Below are 20477 nucleotides of genomic sequence, written 5' to 3'. Positions count from 1 at the left end.
TGCCTGACTGAAGGTGGTCAGGGCCCTAGGGTGGGCCGCATGCCGACGCTCATCGTGCTCCGTCATGCCAAGGCCGTCGCCGGGGCGGGGATTCCCGACATCGACCGCACGCTCAACGACCGGGGGCGGCGCGACGCCGCGGCGACGGGGGAGTGGCTGCGCGCGAACGACCTCGTCCCGGGCCTGGTGCTGTGCTCCACCGCCGCGCGGACGCGGGAGACGCTCGACGGGCTGGCCCTGGACGCCGAGGTGCGGTTCGAGGCCCGCATCTACGACAACGACCCTGAGGACCTGCTGGCCCTGGTCGCCGAGGCGCCGGATGAGGCGGGCAGGGTCCTGCTCGTCGGCCACAACCCGGCGGTGCACCAGCTCGTCCACGACCTGACCGGGGAGGCGCCGGAGGCGTTCCCGACGTGCGCACTGGCCGTCATCGAGCTCCCAGGTGCATGGGCGGACGCGAGACCCGGCGCAGGCACCCTGACCACAGTTCACACCCCCAAGGGCTAGGACCCTGTCACCAGCGCTCCTCAGCCGTCAGGCGATTCGCGCTCGCACAAGCACGGTCAAGGGGACGAGCCGCCAGGCGAGCCCCCTTGGGCCGGGCTTGCAATGAGTACGGCTCCGTCGATGACGCGGCCGGTGTCGCGGCGTAGCGACCTGATGGCGTAGCGGGTACCGGAGATCTGCAGGAGCGCGTGCCGGAGCGGGGTGAACTCGTCCCGGTCGACGCCCGACTTGATCTCGGCGCGGCGGCGGCGGGTGAGGGCGGACAGGTGCGCGTCGAGGTCGGCGAGCTCCTCGTCCAGCTCGGCGGCCGCGGACGGGACGTCCGGGGCGCGGTCCCCGGGCGGGTCCTCGATGTCGGCGGCGCCCTCCTCCAGCCGGTCGGCGAGCCGGTCCAGGATCTCGGGGACGGGGCCGGTGTCGACGGCCTTCTCGTGGGACATCCGGGCGACCGCGATCAGGTGGTCGCGGACGCGGTGCGCGGCGCGGACGACCGTCTGCAGCCGGGTGATGAGGGCGGTGTCGGGCAGCCGGTCGTGCTCCAGCCGCAGCCGGGTCTCGGCGACGGCCTCGGCGGCCCGCTCGGCGGCGACGACCGTGTCCTGCGGGAGCCGGGCGCGCTCGCCGCCGACGACGTCGGCGGTGGCCCGGACGAGGTCGGCGTGCGTGCGCAGGAGCCGCCCGAGCTGGACGGGCAGCCGCTCGCGGTGGCCCGTGGGCCACAGCAGCCGGATCGCGAGGAAGGACAGGAGCGTCCCGGCGAGGGTCAGGGCGATCCGCTCGCCCGCCGCGCGCCAGTCGGACGGGGTCGAGAAGTCCAGCAGCATCATCGCGAGCGGGGTTCCGAACAGCGCCCAGTAGGCGAAGTTCACCGATCGCAGGGTGAACCCGGCCAGCGCGAAGCAGAACACGATCAGCGCGGTGGTGGGCTGGTCGGGGGCGAGGGTCAGCAGCAGCGCGGCGATCACCGATCCGGCCGCGGTGCCGCCGACGCGCTGGACGAGGCGGTCGAGGGTCTCGCCGTAGGTGGCGCGGAGGCTGAGCATCGCCGTGATCGTCATCCAGTGGCCGTGGTGCAGGTGCAGCGCGGCGGACAGCGCCATCGCCACCGCGGCCGTCACGTAGACCCGGGTCACCTGCCGGAACAGGGGCGAGCGGGTCCGGACGGCGTGCCCGAGCCGGCCGAGGGCGGGCACCGGGTGCGGCGCGTCCGGCATGCGGGGCGGGCCGATCCGGACGCCGACGCCGCCCGCGACGATGCGCCGGGCGGAGGCGACCTCCCCGGCGATGCGGTCGGCCGAGCGCCGCACCTGGGCGATCAGCGCGACCGCCACCAGGTCCTCGTCGCCGGCGAGCCCGGCGCGCCTGATCTGGTCGGCGGCGCGGCCGAGCCGGCGGATCGCGGCGGACTCCTCGCCGCCGAGCGGCGCCTCGCCGGAGGTCGCGACCGCGCCGGCGAGCAGCCGCAGCCGGGCGGCGAGCGCGGAGATCGCGGTCCGGGTCTCCAGCTCCCATTCGCGGTCCGGTGGGTAGTTGCGCGCGGCCTCCAGGACGGCCTGCAAGGTCACCGTCTCGTGCAGGACGCGCGAGAGGGCGTCGATGAGCCGTTCGGGCCGCGTCGGGTCGGTGCGGCCCCGTCCGGTGCGGTACAGGCCGAAGGTGGTCCGGGCGGCGGTGAGGGCCTCGGACGCGGCGCGCCGGCACCGCTCCCAGTCGGGTTTGCGGGTGACGGCGCGCAGGCCCGGGTCGGTCAGCTCGACGTCGTCGAGGGGGGCGGCGTCGGGGGCGCCGACGTCCTGCGCGACGGCGTCGAGCGTCTCGGCGACCGCGGTGGCGGCCTCGCTCAGCGCCGCGCGCAGCGGACGCAGCCGCCGGGCGGGCCAGGGCGCGAGGAGCAGCGCGGCGGTGAGCAGCCCACCGGCCAGTTCCAGCAGACCGGTGTGCAGGACGTCGCCGGACGGCGGGCGGACCGCGCTGAGCAGCACCGCGAGCCCGGCGGTCGCCCCGATCCGGGGCACCGCGACGCCGAGCGCGATCAGCGGCGGGACGGCGGCGACCGCGAGCCAGGCGTGCCCGCTGAGCGTCCCGCCGGCCGCGGAGCCGACCGCGACGAGCAGCACGCCGGCGGCGAGGTCGCGGGCCCGCGCGCCGTAGGGGCCCTCGGGCGCGCGCAGGGCGACCAGGTAGGCGCCGAGGGCGATCATCGCGCCGGCGGTGGGGTGCCCGGCGACGGCCCCGGCCAGCAGCGGCGCGGTCATGGCGAGCGCGGCGGCGAGCCCGTAGAACGGCGCCGTCTGCCCGTTGGTATGGGCGTACGCCTCGCGCGCACGCTTGAGCACCGCTCCTCCGCCCTTCCCCGGCCGGCCCGGGAGGGTCCCGCACGGCCGTCATGATCACCTCTACCCCGCGAGCCCGCCCGTCATGGCGGGCCGCGCGGCCCGCGCGGGTGGTCTAGAGGGAGGCGTCGGCGGCGTCGGCGGCCTCGACCTCTTCACGGGAGATGCCGAGCAGGAAGAGGATCGTGTCCAGGTAGGGGACGTTGACGGCGGTGTCGGCGGCCTGCCGGACGACGGGCTTGGCGTTGTAGGCGATGCCGAGGCCCGCGGCCTGGAGCATGTCGAGGTCGTTGGCGCCGTCGCCGATGGCGACCGTCTGGCTGACCGGGATCCCCGCCTCGCGGGCGAACCGCTCCAGCGCCGCGGCCTTGCCCGCGCGGTCGATGACCGGGCCGGTGACGCGGCCGGTGAGCTTGCCGTCCTGGATCTCCAGGGTGTTGGCGGCGGAGTAGTCGATGCCGAGGTCGTCCACGAGGGCCTCGGTGACCTGCGTGAAGCCGCCGCTGACGATCGCGAACTTGTAGTCGAGCCGCTTGAGGGTGCGCACCAGCGTGCGGGCGCCGGCGGCCAGCCGCAGCTCGCCGCGGACCTCGTCGATGGCGGCGGCGTCGAGCCCGGCGAGCAGCGCGACGCGTTCGCGCAGCGAGCCCTCGAAGTCCAGCTCGCCGCGCATCGCCGCCTCGGTGACCTTGGCGACCTCGTCGAGGCAGCCCGCGTGCCGGGCGAGCAGCTCGATGACCTCGCCCTGGATCAGGGTGGAGTCGACGTCCATGACGATCAGCCGCTTGGCGCGCCGGTGCAGCCCGCCGTGCTGGACGGCGACGTCCACCTGCTGCTCGGCGGCCTCGGCGGCCAGCCCGGCGCGCAGCCGCTCGGGCTCGGCGCCGGAGACGTCCATCTCGATGCAGGTGACGGGGTTGCCCGCGAGCCGCTCGATGCGGTCGATGTTCGCGCCGTTGGCCGCGATCCGGGCGGCGATGCCGGCCATCGCGGCGGGCATCAGCGGGGCGCCGGTGACGGTGACGTGGAGCCGCCCGCTGCGCTTCGGTACCCGCTTGTTGCGCCCGGTCGACAGCTCGATGTCCATGTCGAGGTCCGTCGCGACCTTCTCGGTCGCGTTCCAGACCCGCCCGATGTCGGCGCCCTCGGTGTAGGCGACCAGGACCCCGAGCACGAGCCGGCCGCGGATCACGACCTGCTCCACGTCGGCGACGGTGAGCGGGAACTCGGCGAGCGTGCCGAACAGGCGCGACGTCACGCCAGGGCGGTCGCGGCCGGTGAGGGTGATGAGCAGCGTTCGCTCTGCTGAGCCGTCCATGCTTTTCACCACGGTACCGGCCGGGGCGCGAGGATCGCCTGTGACGTCCACCATGCAAGACGTCGGTCATCTGACCTGCGGGTGAACATTGTCCCGGGGCAGGTCACGGAAGGAGGAGGTTCGCGTCCCCGAACTCATGCCACAAGTAGCCCTCCTTCAGGGCGGCCCGATATGTGGACGCCAGAAGGTCATGTCCCGCGATAGCGGTCAACATCATCAAATGGGACGACTTGGGCTCATGGAGGCCCGTCAGAAGGCCGTCCACGGCCCTTACGCCGCCCTGGGGCGTGACAATGTGCTCGGTCCACCCCTCGGCCGCCTGGACGCGTCCACTGGCGTCTACGGCCGTTTCCAGGGCGCGGACGGCCGTCGTTCCCACGGCGATCACCCGTCCAGAGCGCGCGCGGACGTGTTCCACGAGTGCGGCGGTCTCCGCGGGGACCTCGTAACGCTCGGCGTATGGGGGCTCGTGCGCCTCTGGGGACGCCACACCCGTGTGCAAGGTGATCGGAGCGATGAGGACGCCCCGCGAGACGAGCCGGGTCACGAGCTCGGGGGTGAAGGGACGGGCGGCGCTCGGCATCTCCGCGCTGCCCGTCGTCCGGTCGTGGGCGAACGCGGTCTGGTAGGTGGAGGTGGGCCAGTCCCGGCGGACGTACCCGTAGCGGATGGGCGTCCCGTACCGCCGCAGGTACGGGACGACGTCGGTGCTCAGGCGCGCGCGCCAGAGCCGCTCGGTGCGCCGCTGGACGAGCGTGAGCGTGGCTCCCCCGGGCATCGGGATCCACTCGCCGGGCGACCCTCCCCGGTACGGGCGGCTGGTCTTCCCGTCGAGGCTGCGCAGCTCGACCAGCCAGCTCCGGCCGTCCTCGCCGGGGACGGGGGTCGAGAAGTGCACGCCGATCCGGTCCAGCCGGACGGCGGCGGGCAGCGTGGCGGAGGTGTTGACGACCAGCAGGTCCCCGGCCGCCAGCAGGCCGGGCAGCTCGCCGAACACGTGGTGCGAGACCTCGCCGGACCCGCGCCGCCCGACCAGCAGCCGGACGCCGTCGCGGGGACGGCCGCGCGCCTCCGGCGGCTCGTGGGCCTCCAGCGCGGAGGGCAGGACGAAGTCGAGCGTTCCGGTCATGGCGCGGCCTCCGGCCGTGGGACGCCCGCGGGCCGGAGCCGGAGGGCGGCGATGACTCCGAGGGCGGCGACCGCGGCGAGCAGCGCCCCCGCGACGGCCAGCCCGGTGCCGAGCCGGCCGGAGCCGGACCCGGTGACGAACGCGCCCGCCAGCCCCACCACCACGGACGAGCCGAGGGTGTCGGCGATCTGGAGCGCGGAGGAGTTGACGCCCTGCTCGCCCTCGGGGGACAGGCCGAGCGTCAGGACGCTGAGGCTGCTGTTCGCGAAGCCCATCCCCGCGCCGCCGATGATCCAGGCGGGCGCGGCCGCCCAGCCCGACACCTGGAGCGCGACCATGGCGCCGACGATCCCGGTGGTGACCAGAACGGCACCGAGGAGCACGAAGAACTCACGCGAGCGCTCAGACCGGCCCTGGATCTGGGACGCCGCGGACCAGCCGAGTCCCCCGACGGTCAGCACGACGCCCGCCTCGGTGGCGCTGAACCCGCGCAGGGAGGTCAGCGCGAGCGGGATGAAGACGTCCGTGCCGAAGAAGGCGCCGGCCAGCAGCCCCCGGGCGACGACGACGCTCGGCAGGCCGCGGCGGAGCCGCAGCGCTCCGGCGGGCAGCAGCCGGGGCAGCCCGAACGCCAGCCCCGCCAGCCCGATGGCCGCGGCCGGGACGAGCACCCAGCCCAGTTCCCCGAGCCCGTACAGCAGCACCCCGGCGCCCGCCGAGACGGTCACCGCCGCGACGTGGCGGGCCTTGCCCGACGCGGGAGCGGCGTCGACCGACGTGAGGCCGCGCAGCACCGGGACCAGCAGCAGCGCCGACGGGACGACCAGGGGGATCAACCCGAGGAACACCCATCGCCAGCCCGCGTGCTCGGCGACGGCGCCGCCGACGGCGGGGCCGATCAGCGACGGCACCACCCACGCCGCCGACAGCGCCGCGAACACTCGCGACCGCAGCTCGTCCGGGTAGACGCGCGCGATCAGCACGTAGGTCGCGACCATCGCCACGCCCATCCCGAGGCCCTGCACCGCCCGGCCGAGCACGAACAGCCACATCGTCGGCGCCAGCCCGGCGGCCGCGAGCCCGCCGACGAACGTCACCAGGCCGACCATGAGCGGCCGGGACGGTCCCGACCGGTCCACCCATCCGCCGGCCAGCACGGTCGACAGCACGCTCGTGATCAGCGTGGCGCTGAAACCCCACGCGTACAGGGACAGGCCGTCCAGGTCGTCGGCCACGACCGGCATGACGGTCCCGACCGCCATGGCCTCGAACGCCAGCAGCGTCACGACCATGACGATGCCGAGCGTCGCGGTCCGGTACCCGGCGCCGAGCACGCCCACCCGGGGCGCGGCCGGAACGAGGTCGTCGGGTTCGAGGGCGGTGGTCATCGCCGGGCCGCCAGGTCGGCGGCCCGGTACCGGCCGCTCGGCGGCCGCTCGATGATCAGCCGGCGCAGCGCGGCGGCGGCCTCCTCCGGCGGCGGCGCGGCGTCGGCGTCCTCGCCCGCCGCGCGGAGCATGTCGGTGCGCATCTCCCCCGGGTCGGCCCACCACACCACCACGTCCGGCTCCTCCTCGGCGAGGACGCGGGAGAGCTGCTCCAGGGCCGCCTTGCTCGCCCCGTAGCCGCCCCACGCCGGGTAGCCCTCGACCGCCGCGTCCGAGCTGATGTTGAGCACGGCGCCGCCGCGCTCGCGCAGCCCCGGCAGGACGGCCTGGACCAGCGCCAGCGGTGCCAGCGCGTTCGTCGCGAACGTCCGCGCGAGGTCCTCGACGGGCTGGTCGGCCAGCCGCGGCAGCGGGGTCGTGCCGAGCGTGCTCGCGTTGTTGACGAGCAGGTCGAGCCCGCCGGCGTCCGCCGCGGCGCGCGCCAGCGCCGCCCGGTGCGCGGCGTCGGCGACGTCCCCGGCGATCGCGGTGACGGCGCCGCCGATCTCCGCGGCGGCCGCCCGCAGGACGGCGGCGTCGCGCGCGTCGACGATGAGGGTCCAGCCGTCCCCGGCGAGCGCGCGGGCCAGGGCCCGGCCGAGTCCCCGGGACGCCCCGGTGATCAGTGCGGTCTTCATGCTCCCGAGGCTAGGAAGGCGCACGCCGCGCGGCATCGGGCGGCGGCCCCCGGACCGGTCGTCCGATGGTCGTAGGACCAGGGTCCGGCGAACCGCCCGCGGGCGGACATGGCACCCGGGGAGTAGGTGACGGCCGTGGCGCGTCCCGTACATAAGCCCGCGGGCTGATTCGGGATGACCTGGCCAGAGAGTACGGTCTTCACATGCGGGCACCGGGAGGGGCCCGGGGCGGACGCGAGGGATCGGAAATGGGCATCGAGGACGGGCACGTCGGCGGCCAGGGCGCGACCCTGCACGCCGTCAGCTCCGCCGTGCTCGCCGTGACCCGCCACCTGTCGGTCCACGAGGTGCTCCAGGTGATCGTGCGCGCCGCCGCGCAGCTCCTGGACGCCCGGTACGCCGCGCTCGGCCTGCCCGACGACGAGGGCTCCTTCGCCGAGTTCGTCGTCGAGGGCGTCTCCGACGACGAGTGGGACCGGATCGGCCCGCTGCCCCGCCAGCACGGCATGCTCGCCGCGATGCTCCACGGCGACACGCCCAAGCGGCTGCGCGACATCCGCCGCGCGCCGGAGTTCGAGGGCTGGCCCGTCGCCCACCCCGTCCTCAAGGACTTCCTCGGCGTCCGCATCCTCGACGGCGACGAGGTCCTCGGCATCATCTTCCTCGCCAACAAGGGCGCCCCCGGGGGGTTCACGGCCGACGACGAGGAGCTGCTGACCCTCTTCGCCGCGCACGCCGCGCTCGCCCTCACCAACGCGCGCCTGTACGAGCACAACCGCGAGCTGACCGTCATCGCCGAGCGCAACCGGCTCGCCCGGGAGCTGCACGACGCGGTCGCGCAGAAGCTGTTCTCGCTGCGGCTGACCGCCCGCACCGCCTCCGCCCTGGCCGAGCGCGACCCGGTCCGTACCGTCACCGAGCTGGAGCAGGTGGAGCGGCTGGCCGCCGACGCCCTCGCCGAGCTCCGCGCCGTGATCTTCGAGCTGCGGCCCGCCGACCTCGCCGACGGCCTGGTCGCCTCGCTGCGCAAGCACGTCGAGGTCCTCGACCGGGCCCACGACACCGCCGTCCGCTTCACCGCCGCGGGCGCGGACGTCCTGCCGGAGGAGCACGAGGCCGTCGCCTACCGCATCGCCCAGGAGGCGCTCTACAACGCGCTGCGACACGCCGGGGCCCGCGCCGTGGACGTCCGGCTGGCCGCCGACGACGGCCGGGTCGTCCTGGAGGTGGCCGACGACGGCACCGGCTTCGACGCCGGCGCCGACGCGCAGGGCGGCCTCGGCCTGGCCTCCATGCGCGAGCGGGCCCGCTCGATCGGCGGGAACCTCGCCATCGACGCCGCGCCCGGCCGCGGCACGACCGTCCGGCTGGAGATACCGCTGTGAGGGGGCGCCGATGACCACCCGCGACCCCATCCGGGTCCTGATCGCCGACGACCACCCCGTCGTGCGGCAGGGCCTGCGCACGTTCCTCGGCATCCAGGACGACATCGACGTCGTCGGCGAGGCCGCCGACGGCACGTCGGCCGTGACGCTGGCCGAATCCCTGAAGCCCGATATCGTGCTGATGGACCTCAAGATGCCGGGCGCCGACGGCTTGGCCGCGCTGACGGAGCTGCGGGCACGCGGGGTCGCGGCGCGCGTCCTGATACTCACCAGCGTCACGGAACGCGCGCACGTGCTCCCGGCAGTACAGGCGGGTGCCGCCGGGTACCTCTACAAGGACGTCGACCCGCAGGCCCTCGTCCAGGCGATCCGAGCCGTCCACGACGGGCACGTCCTGTTCGCGCCCGACGCGGCCGAGGCGATGGTGCGGGCGGAGCCGGCGTCCGCCGACGACCGCGGCCTGGCCGCGCTGACCGAACGGGAACGGGAGGTGCTCGTGCACATCGCGCGGGGACGGTCGAACCGGGAGATCGCCCGCGCGCTCGTCGTCTCCGAGAAGACGGTCAAGACGCACGTCAGTAATCTGCTCATGAAACTGGGAGTCCAGGATCGGACACAGGCGGCCCTCTACGCGGTCCGGCATGGTGTCGGGACCAACGGGGAGGCCGTCCGTGATTGAATCCGCTCCTCTGACAGGATCGTCATCGAAATTGGTATGAACGTAGCAATCAGGTACGCAGCAGGCAGTGACATCGGGTGCAACCGAGAGAACAACGAGGACTCGGGCTACGCCGGTGCGCGGTTGATCGCGGTCGCGGACGGCATGGGCGGCTATGCCGGCGGCGAGGTCGCGAGCTCGACCGTCATCGGCTCGCTGCGCTCGCTGGACACCGGTGCCCCCAGTGACGACCTTGTCGAGATCCTGGGCCGCGCGGTGGCCGAGGCCAACGAGAAGTTGCGCATCGTCCGCGAGGAGCGCCCCGACCTGAGCCGCATGGGCACGACGCTCACCGCGATGCTGTGGTCCGGGCAGTCCGTCGCGCTCGCCCACATCGGCGACTCGCGCGGTTATCTGCTGCGCGACGGCGAGCTCTTCCAGATGACCCAGGACCACACCATGGACGAGCTGCTCAAGGCGGAGGCCGAGCAGGCGGGCCAGACCGCCGACCCGGCCGAGACGTCGCGCCTCTCGCACGTCCTGTACCGGGTCCTGGACGGCCGGGACGACCGAGAACCCGACCTGCGCCTGCGCGAGGCCCGGCTCGGCGACCGTTACCTCCTGTGCTCGGACGGTCTCAGTGGGCCGGTCGACGCCCAGAAGATCTACGAGGTGCTGTCCGCGGAGGCCGAACCGCAGCGCGCCGTCGACCGGCTGATCGAGCTGGCCCGCGACAACGGCGGCCCGGACAACATCACCGCGGTCGTCGCCGACGTCGTCGAGGCCGAGCACCTCACCGAGTCCGACCCGCCCCGCACCGTGGGCGCCGCCGGCCAGTCCTGACGTCCCGGCCCACCCCACCGGCGGCTTCCACCCCGCCCCGGCGCCGGGTCAGGTCGCACGACCGCCCGCACTGCCGCGCGCACGCAACCGGCCCGCATAGTCCCGGTTCGCGCGGTTCCTCCCGCACCGGGTCACCGGGCGCAGCGCCCACCGTCGTGCCCGCGCCGTGCCCCGCTGCGCGTCTCCCCGCTGTGCCGCGCCCCCCGCTGTGCGCCCCCCGCCAGGCCCCAGCCGCAGCGCGTGAATTCCCGCGCCCGTGCCGCGCGACCAGCCCACATCTCCAGCGCCTCTCCCGCTCACCGCGCCCGCTTCCAGGCCGATCGCCAGGTACGTGATGGACCACGAGTGAGTGTGGGGTCTGTGGTGATTGAAGAGGAAACTGTGCTCGTGTAGTGGTGGTTTGTCCTACTCTTACCCACGAGGTGGTCTCGCTCACGCTCTGGGTAACGGTCCGGCCGCGAACGGTTGATCGGACTTGACCTACCTCCGGGTGCACCCGTATACGGGTCACTCTGCATCAAATGGGATCGAGGCGGAGGATTCGTTGGGGGGAATGCCCGGGGCGGCGGCCCCCGGCGCATCGGAAGGTGCGCTGGGCCGGGTCGTCAGCCGGACCCTCACCGCGGCGCGGCACGGCCCCGCGGGCCTGATGCTGCGGGCCGCGGCGATGGCCGTGGCGGCCGTCGGCGTGGCATGCGTCCACCGTGCCGGCGACCCCGGCGTGCTCTGCCCCTTCCGGACGCTCACCGGCGTCCCGTGTCCCCTGTGCGGGGGGACCACCGTGTTCATCGAGTGCGGCTCGGGCCATCCGGTCCGCGCGGTGCTGGCGAACCCGGTGGTCGTCGCCGGTGTGATCGGCTTCGCCGTCGCGCCACTGGGGCCGGGAGGACGGTGGTGGGCACTCCAGCCGAAGTCCCGTGCCTGGGTGCTCGGTACCGCCCTGGTGGGGTCGGAGCTGTGGCAGCTCTTCCGGTTCGGTGTTCTGCGGGTCTGAGCCGCAAGTCCCTGCGTCGGTCAGATCTGCGGAGCCCTCCGGGTCCGGCGGGCGTCACATAACCAAAGGGTCAACCAATAAGGAGCAAGTGTGGGTAACCCCTACGACCCGTACAACCAGCAGCCGGGCTACGGGCAGCAGCAACCCGGGTACGGGCAGCAGCCCCCCGCTCAGCCCGGCTATGGTCAGCCTCCTGCGCAGCAGCCAGGCTACGGGCAGCAGCCCCCGGCGCACCCGGGTTACGGTCAGCCCCCGGCGCAGCCCGGGTACGGGCAGCAGCCTCCCGCGCAGCCGGGTTACGGTCAGCCCCCGGCGCAGCCCGGGTACGGGCAGCAGCCCCCCGCGCAGCCGGGCTACGGGCAGCAGCCCGCCCCCGCCGGGCAGCCCGGCTACCAGGAAGTGCACCACCACCACTACGGCTCGACCGGCCAGCTGGCCGAGTGGGGGTCGCGTGCGGGTGCCACCATCATCGACGGCCTGATCGTCGGCGTGCCGGCGGGCGTGCTCTACTTCATCGCCACCCTGCTCATGAGCGGCGGCGGCGGCGCGGCCGTCCTCGGGCTGCTGTTCCTGCTGGTCGCCCTCGTGCTCTACGTCGGTGGTTTCCTCTGGCTTATCTACCAGGAGGGCACCACGGGCCAGACCATCGGCAAGCGCCAGATGGGGATCCGGGTGGTGAGCGCACAGACGGGACAGGTGCTCGGGTTCGGTGGCGCGTTCGTGCGGCGGCTGGCCCACTTCGCCGACAGCTTCGCCTGCTACGTCGGCTTCTTCTGGCCCCTGTTCGACGAGCGCAAGCAGACGTTCGCCGACAAGATCTGCAACACCCTCGTCGTCCGGGCCTGACCGGGCGGCGGCTTGAGGCGGGGTGTCCCCTCGGGGGCGCCCCGCTTTGTCATGGGACGGGATCGAACGCGCTGTTGCAGGCCGCGACCAGGGCCCGCCGGACGGCACGGTCCAGCAGACGCAGCGCCTCACCACGGCGAAACATCTGATCCGCGGTCAGGCCACGATCATCCATCCTCCGGGCAAGGTCCACGACGAGGGACAGCCGTCCGGCGAGGGCCGCGACGCGGTGCGCCCGTTGCGGGTAGCCCGGGGCGAGCGGGTGGTCGCCGCGGTCGGGATCGCGCAGGTCGACCAGCGCGCCGGCGATCTCCGGCGGCGGGCCCGACACGTCGTCCACGGTCAGCAGCGCCTCGGTGGCCTCGCGCATCGCCAGGGTGAGCTGCCGGTCGGCGTCGGCGAGCGACGGCACGTCCGGCAGCCCGGCGGAGGCGTTCCAGACCGCCCAGCGCACGCCGACGTAGGACGAGCCGCGCCGGTCCTCGGCGGGGACCAGGCCGGTGGCGCGGTTCCCGAGGACGGCGACGACGCCGGCGCCCGCCTCGATGGCGGCGCGGTTGAAGTCCGGCGGGCCGGTCAGCCCGAGGGGGTCGCCCGCCTCGGGCAGGGCCAGCCGGAACCCGGTCATGCCGCCGACCCGCAGGTCACCGAGGCCGCGGCGGAGCGGCACCTCGACGGGCGCGCCGCCGAGGATCTGCGGCCCCGCGGACTTCTCGACGGCGTCGACGGCCTCGTCCAGGCCGACGTGCCCGGTCAGCCACGCGTTCCCCCAGGCGACCAGCGCGGTCGCCACGTCCTTGCTCATCTCGTCCCCAGCAAATCCCCTAGTGGGCATGCGATCCACCATAAGCGCTCCCGTCGCCGGCGCCATCGGGCGGCGATCCGATGGGAGGCCGGGGGGCCACGCGGCGCGGGAATCACATAGGTTCTCTTCTGGAGAACGCACCACCTGGATTGCGGGATTGGGGACGAAGGCGCGCTATGGCCGGCGAGGTACTTCAGCTCCGCGGAGTCGGGGTCAGGCGCGAGGGGGCCACCCTCCTGCGCGACGTCACGTGGACCGTGGACGAGGACGAGCGATGGGTGATCGTCGGCCCGAACGGGGCGGGCAAGACGACGCTGCTCCAGATCGCCGCGACGCTGCTGCATCCGACCGAGGGTTCGGTCGAGGTGCTGGAGGAGGAGATCGGCCGCACCGACGTGTTCGAGCTGAGGCCGCGCATCGGCCTGGCGAGCTCGGCGCTGGCGCAGAAGGTCCCGGAGGGCGAGAAGGTCATCGACCTGGTCCTGACGGGCTCGTACGCGATCCTCGGGCGCTGGCAGGAGGAGTACGACTCCACCGACGTGACCCGGGCGGTCGAGCTGCTGGACGCGCTGGGCTGCGCCGACCTGCTGCGCCGCACCTTCGGCACGCTGTCGGAGGGGGAGCGCAAGCGGGTGCAGATCGCCCGCGCGCTGATGCCCGACCCGGAGCTGCTGCTGCTGGACGAGCCGGCCGCGGGCCTCGACCTCGGCGGCCGTGAGGACCTGGTGGCCCGGCTCGGCGCGCTCGCCGACGACCCCGGCGCGCCCACGATGGTGATGGTGACGCACCACGTGGAGGAGGTCCCGGACGGCTTCACCCACGCGCTGCTGCTGCGCAAGGGCGAGGTCGTCGCGCAGGGCAAGGTGGACGAGGTGTTCACCGGTGAGCATCTGACGTCGTGTTTCGGGTTGCCGCTGGAGGTCGACCGGCAGAACGGCCGGTGGTACGCCCGCGCCGCCCGCTGACCCCTTTCGGACGTTCCGGGCACCCCCGCGCGGGGTTTCGTACCGCCCGGTCTCTACCATCGTGAGCGCTGTTCAGAACTCGTAGCGCGCGGATGGGGCGGACTTGGACGTGTGGGACGCGGTCGCGGTGTTCGCGGCCGGAGTCGCCGCCGGGGGCATCAACACGATCGTCGGCTCGGGCTCCTTGATCACGTTCCCGACGCTGCTGGCCCTCGGATACGTGCCGGTCGTGGCGAACGTGTCGAACAACATCGGGCTCGTCCCCGGCGGGGTGACCGGCGCGTACGGGTACCGCAACGAGCTGAAGGGGCAGCGCGAGCGGCTGCTGCGGCTCGGCAGCGCGTCGCTGGCCGGCGCGGTGATCGGCGGGCTGCTGCTGCTCGGCCTGCCGGCCGGGGCGTTCAAGGTCATCGTCCCGGCGCTGATCGTGGTCGCGCTGGTCCTGGTGGTGCTCCAGCCCCGGTTGCAGAGCTGGATGCTGCGCCGCCGGGAGGGCGAGCACCGCCCGCACGGCGGCCCCTGGCTGTGGGCCGGGGTCCTGCTCGCGGGCATGTACGGCGGCTACTTCGGCGCGGCGCAGGGCATCGTGCTGATCGCGCTGCTCGGCATCGCGCTGGACGACGACCTGCAGCGGTTGAACGCGGCCAAGAACGTCCTGTCGGCGATCGTGAACGGGTCGGCGGCCGTCCTGTTCATCACGATGTCGATCGTCGCGGACACGCGCATCGACTGGGGGGCGGTGCTGCTGATCGCCGCCGGGTCGACGGTCGGCGGGCTGCTCGGCGCGCGGGCGGGGCGGCGCATCCCGCCGCTGGTGCTGCGCTGCGTGATCGTCGCCGTGGGGCTCGTCGCGATCGTCAACCTGCTGCGCTGACCAGCACTTTCCGGGTTCCGCGGCGGCCCCGCACAGGGTTCGCCGACCTCGCCGCGGGGTATAAGTCGAATATACGTTCGACTATCGGAGGTTCGCGCCGATGAAGGGCGACAGGGTCGAGATCGTGATCGACGCCGGGGGCGAGGGATCGCGGACGTACGAGGTCGTCGCGAGCCGGGCCGGGCGCCGCGTGGAGGTGGCGAACCGGCGCGGGGTGGTGGAGGTCAGCGAGGTCACCCGGACGGGCAGTCCCGTCCGGACGGCCCGGTTCATGGCGAGCCGGGTGCTGGCGCTCGTCGAGTACCCCATCGCCGACGAGCCGCACGCCGACGACACCGGGCCGACCTGACCGAAACCGGGGTCGGTGACCGAAACCTCGGTCAGCCCAGCGGCCGGACCTGGACGAGCCCCTCGTCGGTCACGCGGGACTCGAACACGGGCTGGCGGCCGGTGGCGGGCCCGTGCACGACCGAGCCGTCCCTGACCCGGAACGTGCTGCCGTGCCAGGGGCAGACGACGCACGCCTCGGCGGCGTCGTCGGTGACGATGCGGCCCTGGTGCAGCGGGCCGGCGAGGTGGCTGCACCGGTCGGCGAGGACGTGGATCTCGTCGCCCGAGCGCAGCACGAACAGGCTGATGTAGCCGAGGCGGCGGTGCACCGGCCAGCCGTCCGGCAGGTCGTCGGCGGGGCACAGGTCGTGCCAGCCGAGGCCGACGAGGTGCGCGACCTGGTCGGCGTGGCTGGCGCCGGCGGCCTGCCGGAACGCCAGGTGCCCGCCCAGGTAGCCGCCGGCCATGAGCGCGGTGAGCCCGGCGAATCCGAACGCCCGTCCCGCGCCGTCGCGGCCCTGGGAGCGGGCCACGAGCGACGCCGAGTACAGCACGCTCGCGGTGGCGGTGCCCGCCGCGTGGACGAGGCCGACCCGCTGCTGTTCGCGGTGGAGCGCCGACCAGTCGGCTAGGCCGGTGAGCGCCGCCGGCACGGCCCCCGCCAGGCCCACGGCCACGAGGGCCTGCGAGGCGCGCCGGGTGCCGGGCATCAGGTCGAGGACGGCGGCGGAGATCCAGCAGCCCATCGGGACGTCGGTGAGCGGCGGGTGCGCGGGGTGCCCGGCCGGGACGCCGTGCAGCGCGTCCTTGACGGGCCCGGGCCGCAGCGTCCTTCGCACGGCGCCCGAGAGCACGCCGATCACGCGGTCGAGCCCGCTGGCGTGCTCAAGGCCCTCGGTCGCGTCCACCAGCCGCTGTGAGGCCTGCGGCCCGGTCCGCCGGAAGATGTTGCTCGCCCGTCGGTTCATGTCCCTCCTCGGGTGCGTGCCTCCGGTTCAGATCGTTGCGTCCGGTTCAGTTAGAGACGGCCGTAATTGGGCGTACCTGCGACCCTAGCCGCCGCGTCCTCCGGCGGCCACCCGGGGGAGGGCCCTCCTGCGGCCCCGCGATCCCCGGGGCGTCGCGCGCGGCGGCGGCCCGTGCCCACGGCGAGGAATACCTACCTGCAGGTCTGACCCCCTAAACCAACCCCCGCCCAGACCCCGAGCCACCAAGCCGAGACACCCCCGCCCACCCACCCACCACACGACCGCCCCGCCACGTCCCGCCCCACACCGAGAACGTGACGTCCCCAGCAGGGGCGAACCTGGATGCGAAGCCGCGCGGGGTAGACGTAAAGAGCGACCACGGCGTGCACACGAGCGCGTGCCCAGCAGAAGTGAGGCATAGCCGGGGCCAAGATCGTGTGGAGTGGCATGTGAAGTGGCGACCTGAGCCATCACGCGAGCGCGCTACCTGAGCGGCGGGGCGATGCCGGAGGCGAGCCCCGCCGGGAAGATCGCGAAGCGATTCGCGCTCGCACCAAGATCGGTCACGAAGCGAGCCGTTAGGCGAGCGCAGTGGGCCGAGATTGAATGAGTACAGGAACTCCGTTGAGGACGGCGTTGCCGGAGAGGGGATCGATCGCGTGGTCGTCGGTGACGGCGCTGAGGACGGGGTGGTGTGAGGCGGCGCCGGGGCGGTCGTGGCCCCAGCCGTGGGGGAGGCTGACGACGCCCGCCATGAGCGTGTCGGTGGGCTCGGCGACGGCCTCGACGGCTCCGGTGCGGGACACGACGCGGACGGTGGCGCCCGCGGTGATGCCGAGGCGGTCGGCGTCGGCGGGGTTGAGCTGGAGCGTGCAGGTACCGGAGCCGCGCGCCGGTTCGGGGGTGGTGTGCGTCCGGCCGTTGTCCGAGCGCGGGTGGCGGCGGCCGATCAGGACGAGGCCGGTGGGCGGGGCGTCGCGCAGCGCCGAATGGAGCCGGTCGACGTCGGCGGCGAAGGTGGGCGGGCATAGCTCGATGCGGCCGGACGTGGTGCACAGCACCTCGTCCAGGCGCGGTTTGAGGGGGCCGAGGTCGAGGCCGTGGGGGTGCTCGGTGCGCAGCCGGGTGAGGGTGAGGCCGGACGGGTCGGCGCCGAAGCCGTCGCCGTAGGGGCCGAGCCTCAGCATCATGTCGAGCCGCTGTTCGGCCAGGGGACCCGGGTCGAGCATCTTGCGCAGCTCGTCGGGTTCGCGGCCGTGCACGGGCGACCCGTCGTGCGCGACGGCGCGGGCCAGCGTCGCGGTGATGATCGCCTCGTCGAGCGCGGCGGGGTCGGCGTCCGTCCCGGCGGCGAGCGCGGCGAGCCGGGCGAGTAGCGCGGTCTCGCTGGGCCGGCCGCCGGGTAGCGGCACGGCGGCCGGTGAGTAGCGGGCGTAGTCGCGGACGGCGAAGCCGAGCAGGGCGATGTCGTAGTGGGGTGTCTGCACGGGCCGCGGCGGTGGCAGGACGACGTGGGCGTGCCGGGTGGTCTCGTTCAGGTACGGGTCGACGCTCACCATGAAGTCGAGCCCGGCGAGGGCGCGGTCGAGGCGGGCGCCGTTGGGGGCCGACAGGACGGGGTTGCCGCCGAGGGTGACGAGCCCGCGGATCTGCCCCTCCCCGGGCGTCTCGATCTCGTCGGCGAGGGTGGCCACCGGCAGCTCGCCGTTGATCTCGGGGAGGCCGCGGACGCGGCTGCGCCACCGTCCGGTGGTGAAGGGCCGTTTGCGGCGGTACACCGGGGCGTGCGCGGGGCGCGGGAACATGGCGCCGCCCGCGCGGTCGAGGTTGCCGGTGAGCGTGTTGAGGACGTCCACGAGCCAGCTGTTGAGCGTGCCGTACGCCTGGGTGCAGGTGCCGACGCGGCCGTAGACGGCGGCGCGGGGGGCGGCGGCCAGTTCGCGGGCGGTGCGCCGGATCGTCGCGGCGGGGACGCCGGTGACGTCCGTGACGCGTTCGGGCGCGAAGTCGACGGCGAGGGCGCGCAGGTCGTCCAGGCCGTTGACGCGGCCGGCGAGGTGGTCGGCGGTGGTGAGGAGGTCCTCGGCGAACAGCGTGTGGACGAGCGCGATGAGCAGGAACGCGTCCGTGCCGGGGCGGACGAACACGTGCTCGTCGGCGAGGGCGGCCGTGCGGGTCCGGCGGGGGTCCACGACCGTGACCTTGCCGCCGCGCGCCTGGATGGCCTTGAGGCGCCTGCGGAAGTCGGGGGCGGAGCAGAGGCTCCCGTTGGACGCCAGCGGGTCGGCGCCGAGCATGAGGAGGTGTCCGGTGCGGTCGAGGTCGGGGACGGGGACGGCGAGCGGGTCGCCGAACATGTGGCCGCCGCTGACGCGCTTGGGCATCTGGTCGGCGGTGCTGGCGGTGTAGAGGTTGCGGGTGCCGATCGCCTTCACGATGGCGCCCGTGTAGAGCGGTCCCGCGATCGAATGGGCGGTGAGATTGCCGACATAAACCGCGACCGCGTCCTTGCCGTATCGCGCGATCACATCGCCGATGTTCCGCCGGACGATCTCGAATGCGCTTTCCCAGCCCGCCGGGGCGCGCTCGGCGCCGTCCCGGACGAGGGGCTCGCGGAGCCGGTCGGGGTCGCCGTCGAGGCTGCCGAGCGCCGCGCCCTTGGGACAGAGGAACCCCTGGCTGAGCGGGTCTTCGCGATCACCGCGGACCGCCGTGACCGCCCCCGCCCGGTTCAAGGTCAGCTCCAGGCCGCACAGGGCCTCGCAGAGGGGACAGGTGCGGTAGGCCGTGCGCTCGCCCATGGAGACGCTCCTTGTGAACGGGACCGTTTCCCATGATGGCCCGTTCCTACCCCCCCGCGCCATTCCTTCTTTAAAGGACGGGCATGGCCCGGATTCCCTTTCCGGAGTTACCTTGGGAAAGAGGACTTTCGGCCGCCTCAGGGAGCTGTCATGGAGGCGTGGGTCGCCTGGCTGCTGCTGGCGGCGCTGCTCGGGATCGCCGAACTTCTCACGCTGACCCTGGCGCTCGGGCTGCTGGCCGTCGCGGCGCTGGCCGCCGGTCTGACCGGCGCGCTGGGGATGCCGCTCGGCGTCCAGGGCGCGGTGTTCGCGGCCTGGGCGGTCGCCGGGCTGGTCGTGGTGCGCCCGCTGGCGCGCCGCCAGTTCGCGCGGCCGCCCGCGCTGCGGACCGGCGCCGCCGCGCTGGTCGGCCGCGAGGCCGTGACGCTCACCGAGGTCAGCCGCGCGGGCGGCCGCGCCAGGATCGGCGGCGAGGAGTGGACGGCGCGTCCCTACGACCCCGACCTGGTCATTCCGCCGGGGGTCCTCGCCGACGTCCTCGCCATCGAGGGCGCCACGGCCCTGCTGTACCCGTTCCCGGACGGGCGGGATGAGGAGCCACCATGACCGATATCACCATCGCCGCGCTCGTGGTCGTGATCGCGGGGGCGGTCGTCCTGGCCACCGCGGTGCTGCGCGCGGTGTGGATCGTGCCGCAGGCGCGGGCCCGCAACGTGGAGCGCCTCGGCCGCTACCACCGCACGCTGGAGCCGGGGATCAGCTTCGTGGTCCCGTTCGTGGACCGCGTGAAGTCCCTCATCGACCTGCGCGAGCAGGTCGTCTCGTTCAAGGCGCAGCCCGTGATCACCGAGGACAACGTGGTCGTGCACATCGACACCGTGCTGTTCTTCCAGGTCACCGACCCGCGCGCGGCGGACTACGAGATCGTCAACTACATCAAGGCGATCGAGCAGCTCACCGCGACGACGTTGCGCAACGTCCTCGGCACCCTCGACCTGGAGGCGACGCTGACGTCCCGCGACCGGATCAACACGGCGCTGCGCGGGGTCCTGGACGACGCGTCGGGCCGGTGGGGCATCCGGGTGACCCGGGTGGAGATCAAGGCGATCGAGCCGCCGGGGTCGATCAAGGACGCGATGGAGAAGCAGATGCGCGCCGAGCGGGAGAAGCGCGCCGCGATCCTGACCGCCGAGGGCGCCCGGCAGTCGAAGATCCTCACGGCGGAGGGCGAGAAGCAGTCGGCGATCCTGCGGGCGGAGGGCGCCAAGCGGTCGGCGATCCTGGAGGCCGAGGGCCAGTCGGCGGCGATCGAGCAGGTCTTCGCCTCCGTCCACGCCGCCGATCCCGACCCGAAGCTGCTCGCCTACCAGTACCTGCAGACGCTGCCGAAGCTCGCGGAGGGGGAGGGCAGCACGTTCTGGGTCATCCCCAGCGAGGTCACGACCGCGCTGCAGGCCGTCTCGAAGGCGTTCGGCGGTTCCCTGGACGAGGCCACGTCGGCACTCACCCGCGCGGCGAACCCCTCCACGTTCCCGACCGGGGTCCCCGCCCAGGCCGAGTCCCCGGAGCTACCGGAAGTGACCCCACCCTTCGAACTAGCCCCCGGCGACCATGCCGACAGGCCCACCCCAAGGAGCAGATGACCAAGACACCAAG

General features: G+C 73.8%; 19 protein-coding genes. 11 read left to right on the top strand and 8 right to left on the bottom strand.

Going from position 1 to position 20477, the window contains the following annotated elements; translation table 11 throughout:
• Positions 1-39 precede the first annotated feature (39 nt).
• Positions 40-507, top strand: coding sequence for a SixA phosphatase family protein (locus E1291_RS01305; RefSeq protein WP_207400491.1), 468 nt, complete (start codon positions 40-42; stop codon positions 505-507).
• Positions 508-563: 56 nt separating this feature from the next.
• Here the strand turns inward: E1291_RS01305 and E1291_RS01300 are convergent, their stop codons facing one another.
• The 5 genes from E1291_RS01300 to E1291_RS01280 all read right to left on the bottom strand — a co-directional run bounded on the left by E1291_RS01300 (position 564) and on the right by E1291_RS01280 (position 7352).
• The gene (locus E1291_RS01300) at positions 564-2843 is read right to left on the bottom strand and encodes an FUSC family protein (RefSeq protein WP_131735648.1); all 2280 of its coding nucleotides are present in this window, start codon (positions 2841-2843) and stop codon (positions 564-566) included.
• A 112-nt stretch (positions 2844-2955) separates the two neighbouring features.
• Positions 2956-4158: a phosphoserine phosphatase SerB gene (gene serB / locus E1291_RS01295; protein ID WP_131735647.1), complete on the bottom strand. Its 1203-nt coding sequence runs from the start codon at positions 4156-4158 to the stop codon at positions 2956-2958.
• A gap of 103 nt (positions 4159-4261) precedes the next feature.
• On the bottom strand, positions 4262-5287 hold the full coding sequence (locus E1291_RS01290; RefSeq protein ID WP_131735646.1) for an S-adenosylmethionine:tRNA ribosyltransferase-isomerase: 1026 nt from the start codon (positions 5285-5287) through the stop codon (positions 4262-4264).
• Positions 5284-6675 (bottom strand): MFS transporter, encoded by a 1392-nt coding sequence (locus E1291_RS01285; RefSeq protein ID WP_131735645.1) that lies wholly within the window; start codon positions 6673-6675, stop codon positions 5284-5286. Before E1291_RS01285 ends, E1291_RS01290 begins: the two co-directional genes overlap by 4 nt.
• The gene (locus E1291_RS01280; RefSeq protein ID WP_131735644.1) at positions 6672-7352 is read right to left on the bottom strand and encodes an SDR family NAD(P)-dependent oxidoreductase; all 681 of its coding nucleotides are present in this window, start codon (positions 7350-7352) and stop codon (positions 6672-6674) included. Before E1291_RS01280 ends, E1291_RS01285 begins: the two co-directional genes overlap by 4 nt.
• Before the next feature lie 248 nt (positions 7353-7600).
• On the opposite strand from E1291_RS01280, the gene E1291_RS01275 reads away from it, so the two are divergent.
• The 5 genes from E1291_RS01275 (at position 7601) to E1291_RS01255 (ending at position 12078) form a co-directional block, all read left to right on the top strand.
• Positions 7601-8737, top strand: a complete 1137-nt coding sequence (locus tag E1291_RS01275) for a GAF domain-containing sensor histidine kinase (RefSeq protein ID WP_131735643.1) — start codon at positions 7601-7603, stop codon at positions 8735-8737.
• Between the two features lie 10 nt (positions 8738-8747).
• Positions 8748-9416, top strand: a complete 669-nt coding sequence (locus E1291_RS01270; RefSeq protein WP_131735642.1) for a response regulator — start codon at positions 8748-8750, stop codon at positions 9414-9416.
• Between the two features lie 36 nt (positions 9417-9452).
• Entirely contained in the window at positions 9453-10238 is a 786-nt protein-coding gene (locus tag E1291_RS01265; RefSeq protein WP_131735641.1) for a PP2C family protein-serine/threonine phosphatase, read from the top strand.
• A gap of 553 nt (positions 10239-10791) precedes the next feature.
• Positions 10792-11232 carry a DUF2752 domain-containing protein gene (locus tag E1291_RS01260; protein ID WP_131735640.1) on the top strand — a complete coding sequence of 147 codons (441 nt, stop codon included), beginning with the start codon at positions 10792-10794 and terminating at the stop codon, positions 11230-11232.
• A 90-nt stretch (positions 11233-11322) separates the two neighbouring features.
• Positions 11323-12078: an RDD family protein gene (locus E1291_RS01255; protein WP_131735639.1), complete on the top strand. Its 756-nt coding sequence runs from the start codon at positions 11323-11325 to the stop codon at positions 12076-12078.
• A gap of 49 nt (positions 12079-12127) precedes the next feature.
• Here the strand turns inward: E1291_RS01255 and E1291_RS01250 are convergent, their stop codons facing one another.
• Positions 12128-12913: an Rv1486c family protein gene (locus E1291_RS01250; RefSeq protein ID WP_370770919.1), complete on the bottom strand. Its 786-nt coding sequence runs from the start codon at positions 12911-12913 to the stop codon at positions 12128-12130.
• A 146-nt stretch (positions 12914-13059) separates the two neighbouring features.
• Here E1291_RS01250 and E1291_RS01245 point away from each other — a divergent pair, with 146 nt between their 5' ends.
• From E1291_RS01245 to E1291_RS01235, 3 genes are all read left to right on the top strand, one after another.
• The gene (locus E1291_RS01245; RefSeq protein WP_131735638.1) at positions 13060-13848 is read left to right on the top strand and encodes an ABC transporter ATP-binding protein; all 789 of its coding nucleotides are present in this window, start codon (positions 13060-13062) and stop codon (positions 13846-13848) included.
• A 103-nt stretch (positions 13849-13951) separates the two neighbouring features.
• The gene (locus E1291_RS01240; RefSeq protein ID WP_131735637.1) at positions 13952-14722 is read left to right on the top strand and encodes a sulfite exporter TauE/SafE family protein; all 771 of its coding nucleotides are present in this window, start codon (positions 13952-13954) and stop codon (positions 14720-14722) included.
• A 100-nt stretch (positions 14723-14822) separates the two neighbouring features.
• Positions 14823-15071, top strand: coding sequence for a DUF8836 family protein (locus E1291_RS01235; RefSeq protein WP_131735636.1), 249 nt, complete (start codon positions 14823-14825; stop codon positions 15069-15071).
• A 31-nt stretch (positions 15072-15102) separates the two neighbouring features.
• On the opposite strand, the gene E1291_RS01230 is transcribed toward E1291_RS01235, so the two are convergent.
• Together E1291_RS01230 and E1291_RS01225 are read right to left on the bottom strand one after the other, a co-directional pair.
• On the bottom strand, positions 15103-16020 hold the full coding sequence (locus E1291_RS01230; protein ID WP_131735635.1) for a Rieske (2Fe-2S) protein: 918 nt from the start codon (positions 16018-16020) through the stop codon (positions 15103-15105).
• Positions 16021-16598: 578 nt separating this feature from the next.
• The gene (locus E1291_RS01225) at positions 16599-18821 is read right to left on the bottom strand and encodes a molybdopterin-dependent oxidoreductase (protein ID WP_131735634.1); all 2223 of its coding nucleotides are present in this window, start codon (positions 18819-18821) and stop codon (positions 16599-16601) included.
• Between the two features lie 150 nt (positions 18822-18971).
• Between E1291_RS01225 and E1291_RS01220 the strand changes: the two genes are divergently transcribed.
• Together E1291_RS01220 and E1291_RS01215 are read left to right on the top strand one after the other, a co-directional pair.
• On the top strand, positions 18972-19427 hold the full coding sequence (locus E1291_RS01220; RefSeq protein WP_131735633.1) for an NfeD family protein: 456 nt from the start codon (positions 18972-18974) through the stop codon (positions 19425-19427).
• Positions 19424-20464 (top strand): SPFH domain-containing protein, encoded by a 1041-nt coding sequence (locus E1291_RS01215; RefSeq protein WP_131735632.1) that lies wholly within the window; start codon positions 19424-19426, stop codon positions 20462-20464. Before E1291_RS01220 ends, E1291_RS01215 begins: the two co-directional genes overlap by 4 nt.
• Positions 20465-20477 lie beyond the last annotated feature (13 nt).

Source organism: Actinomadura roseirufa (assembly GCF_900659635.1).
GTDB classification, from domain to species: Bacteria; Actinomycetota; Actinomycetes; order Streptosporangiales; family Streptosporangiaceae; genus Spirillospora; species Spirillospora roseirufa.
The sequence above is the reverse complement of the archived record's forward strand: the minus strand, read 5'-3'. Positions and strand labels throughout refer to the sequence as shown.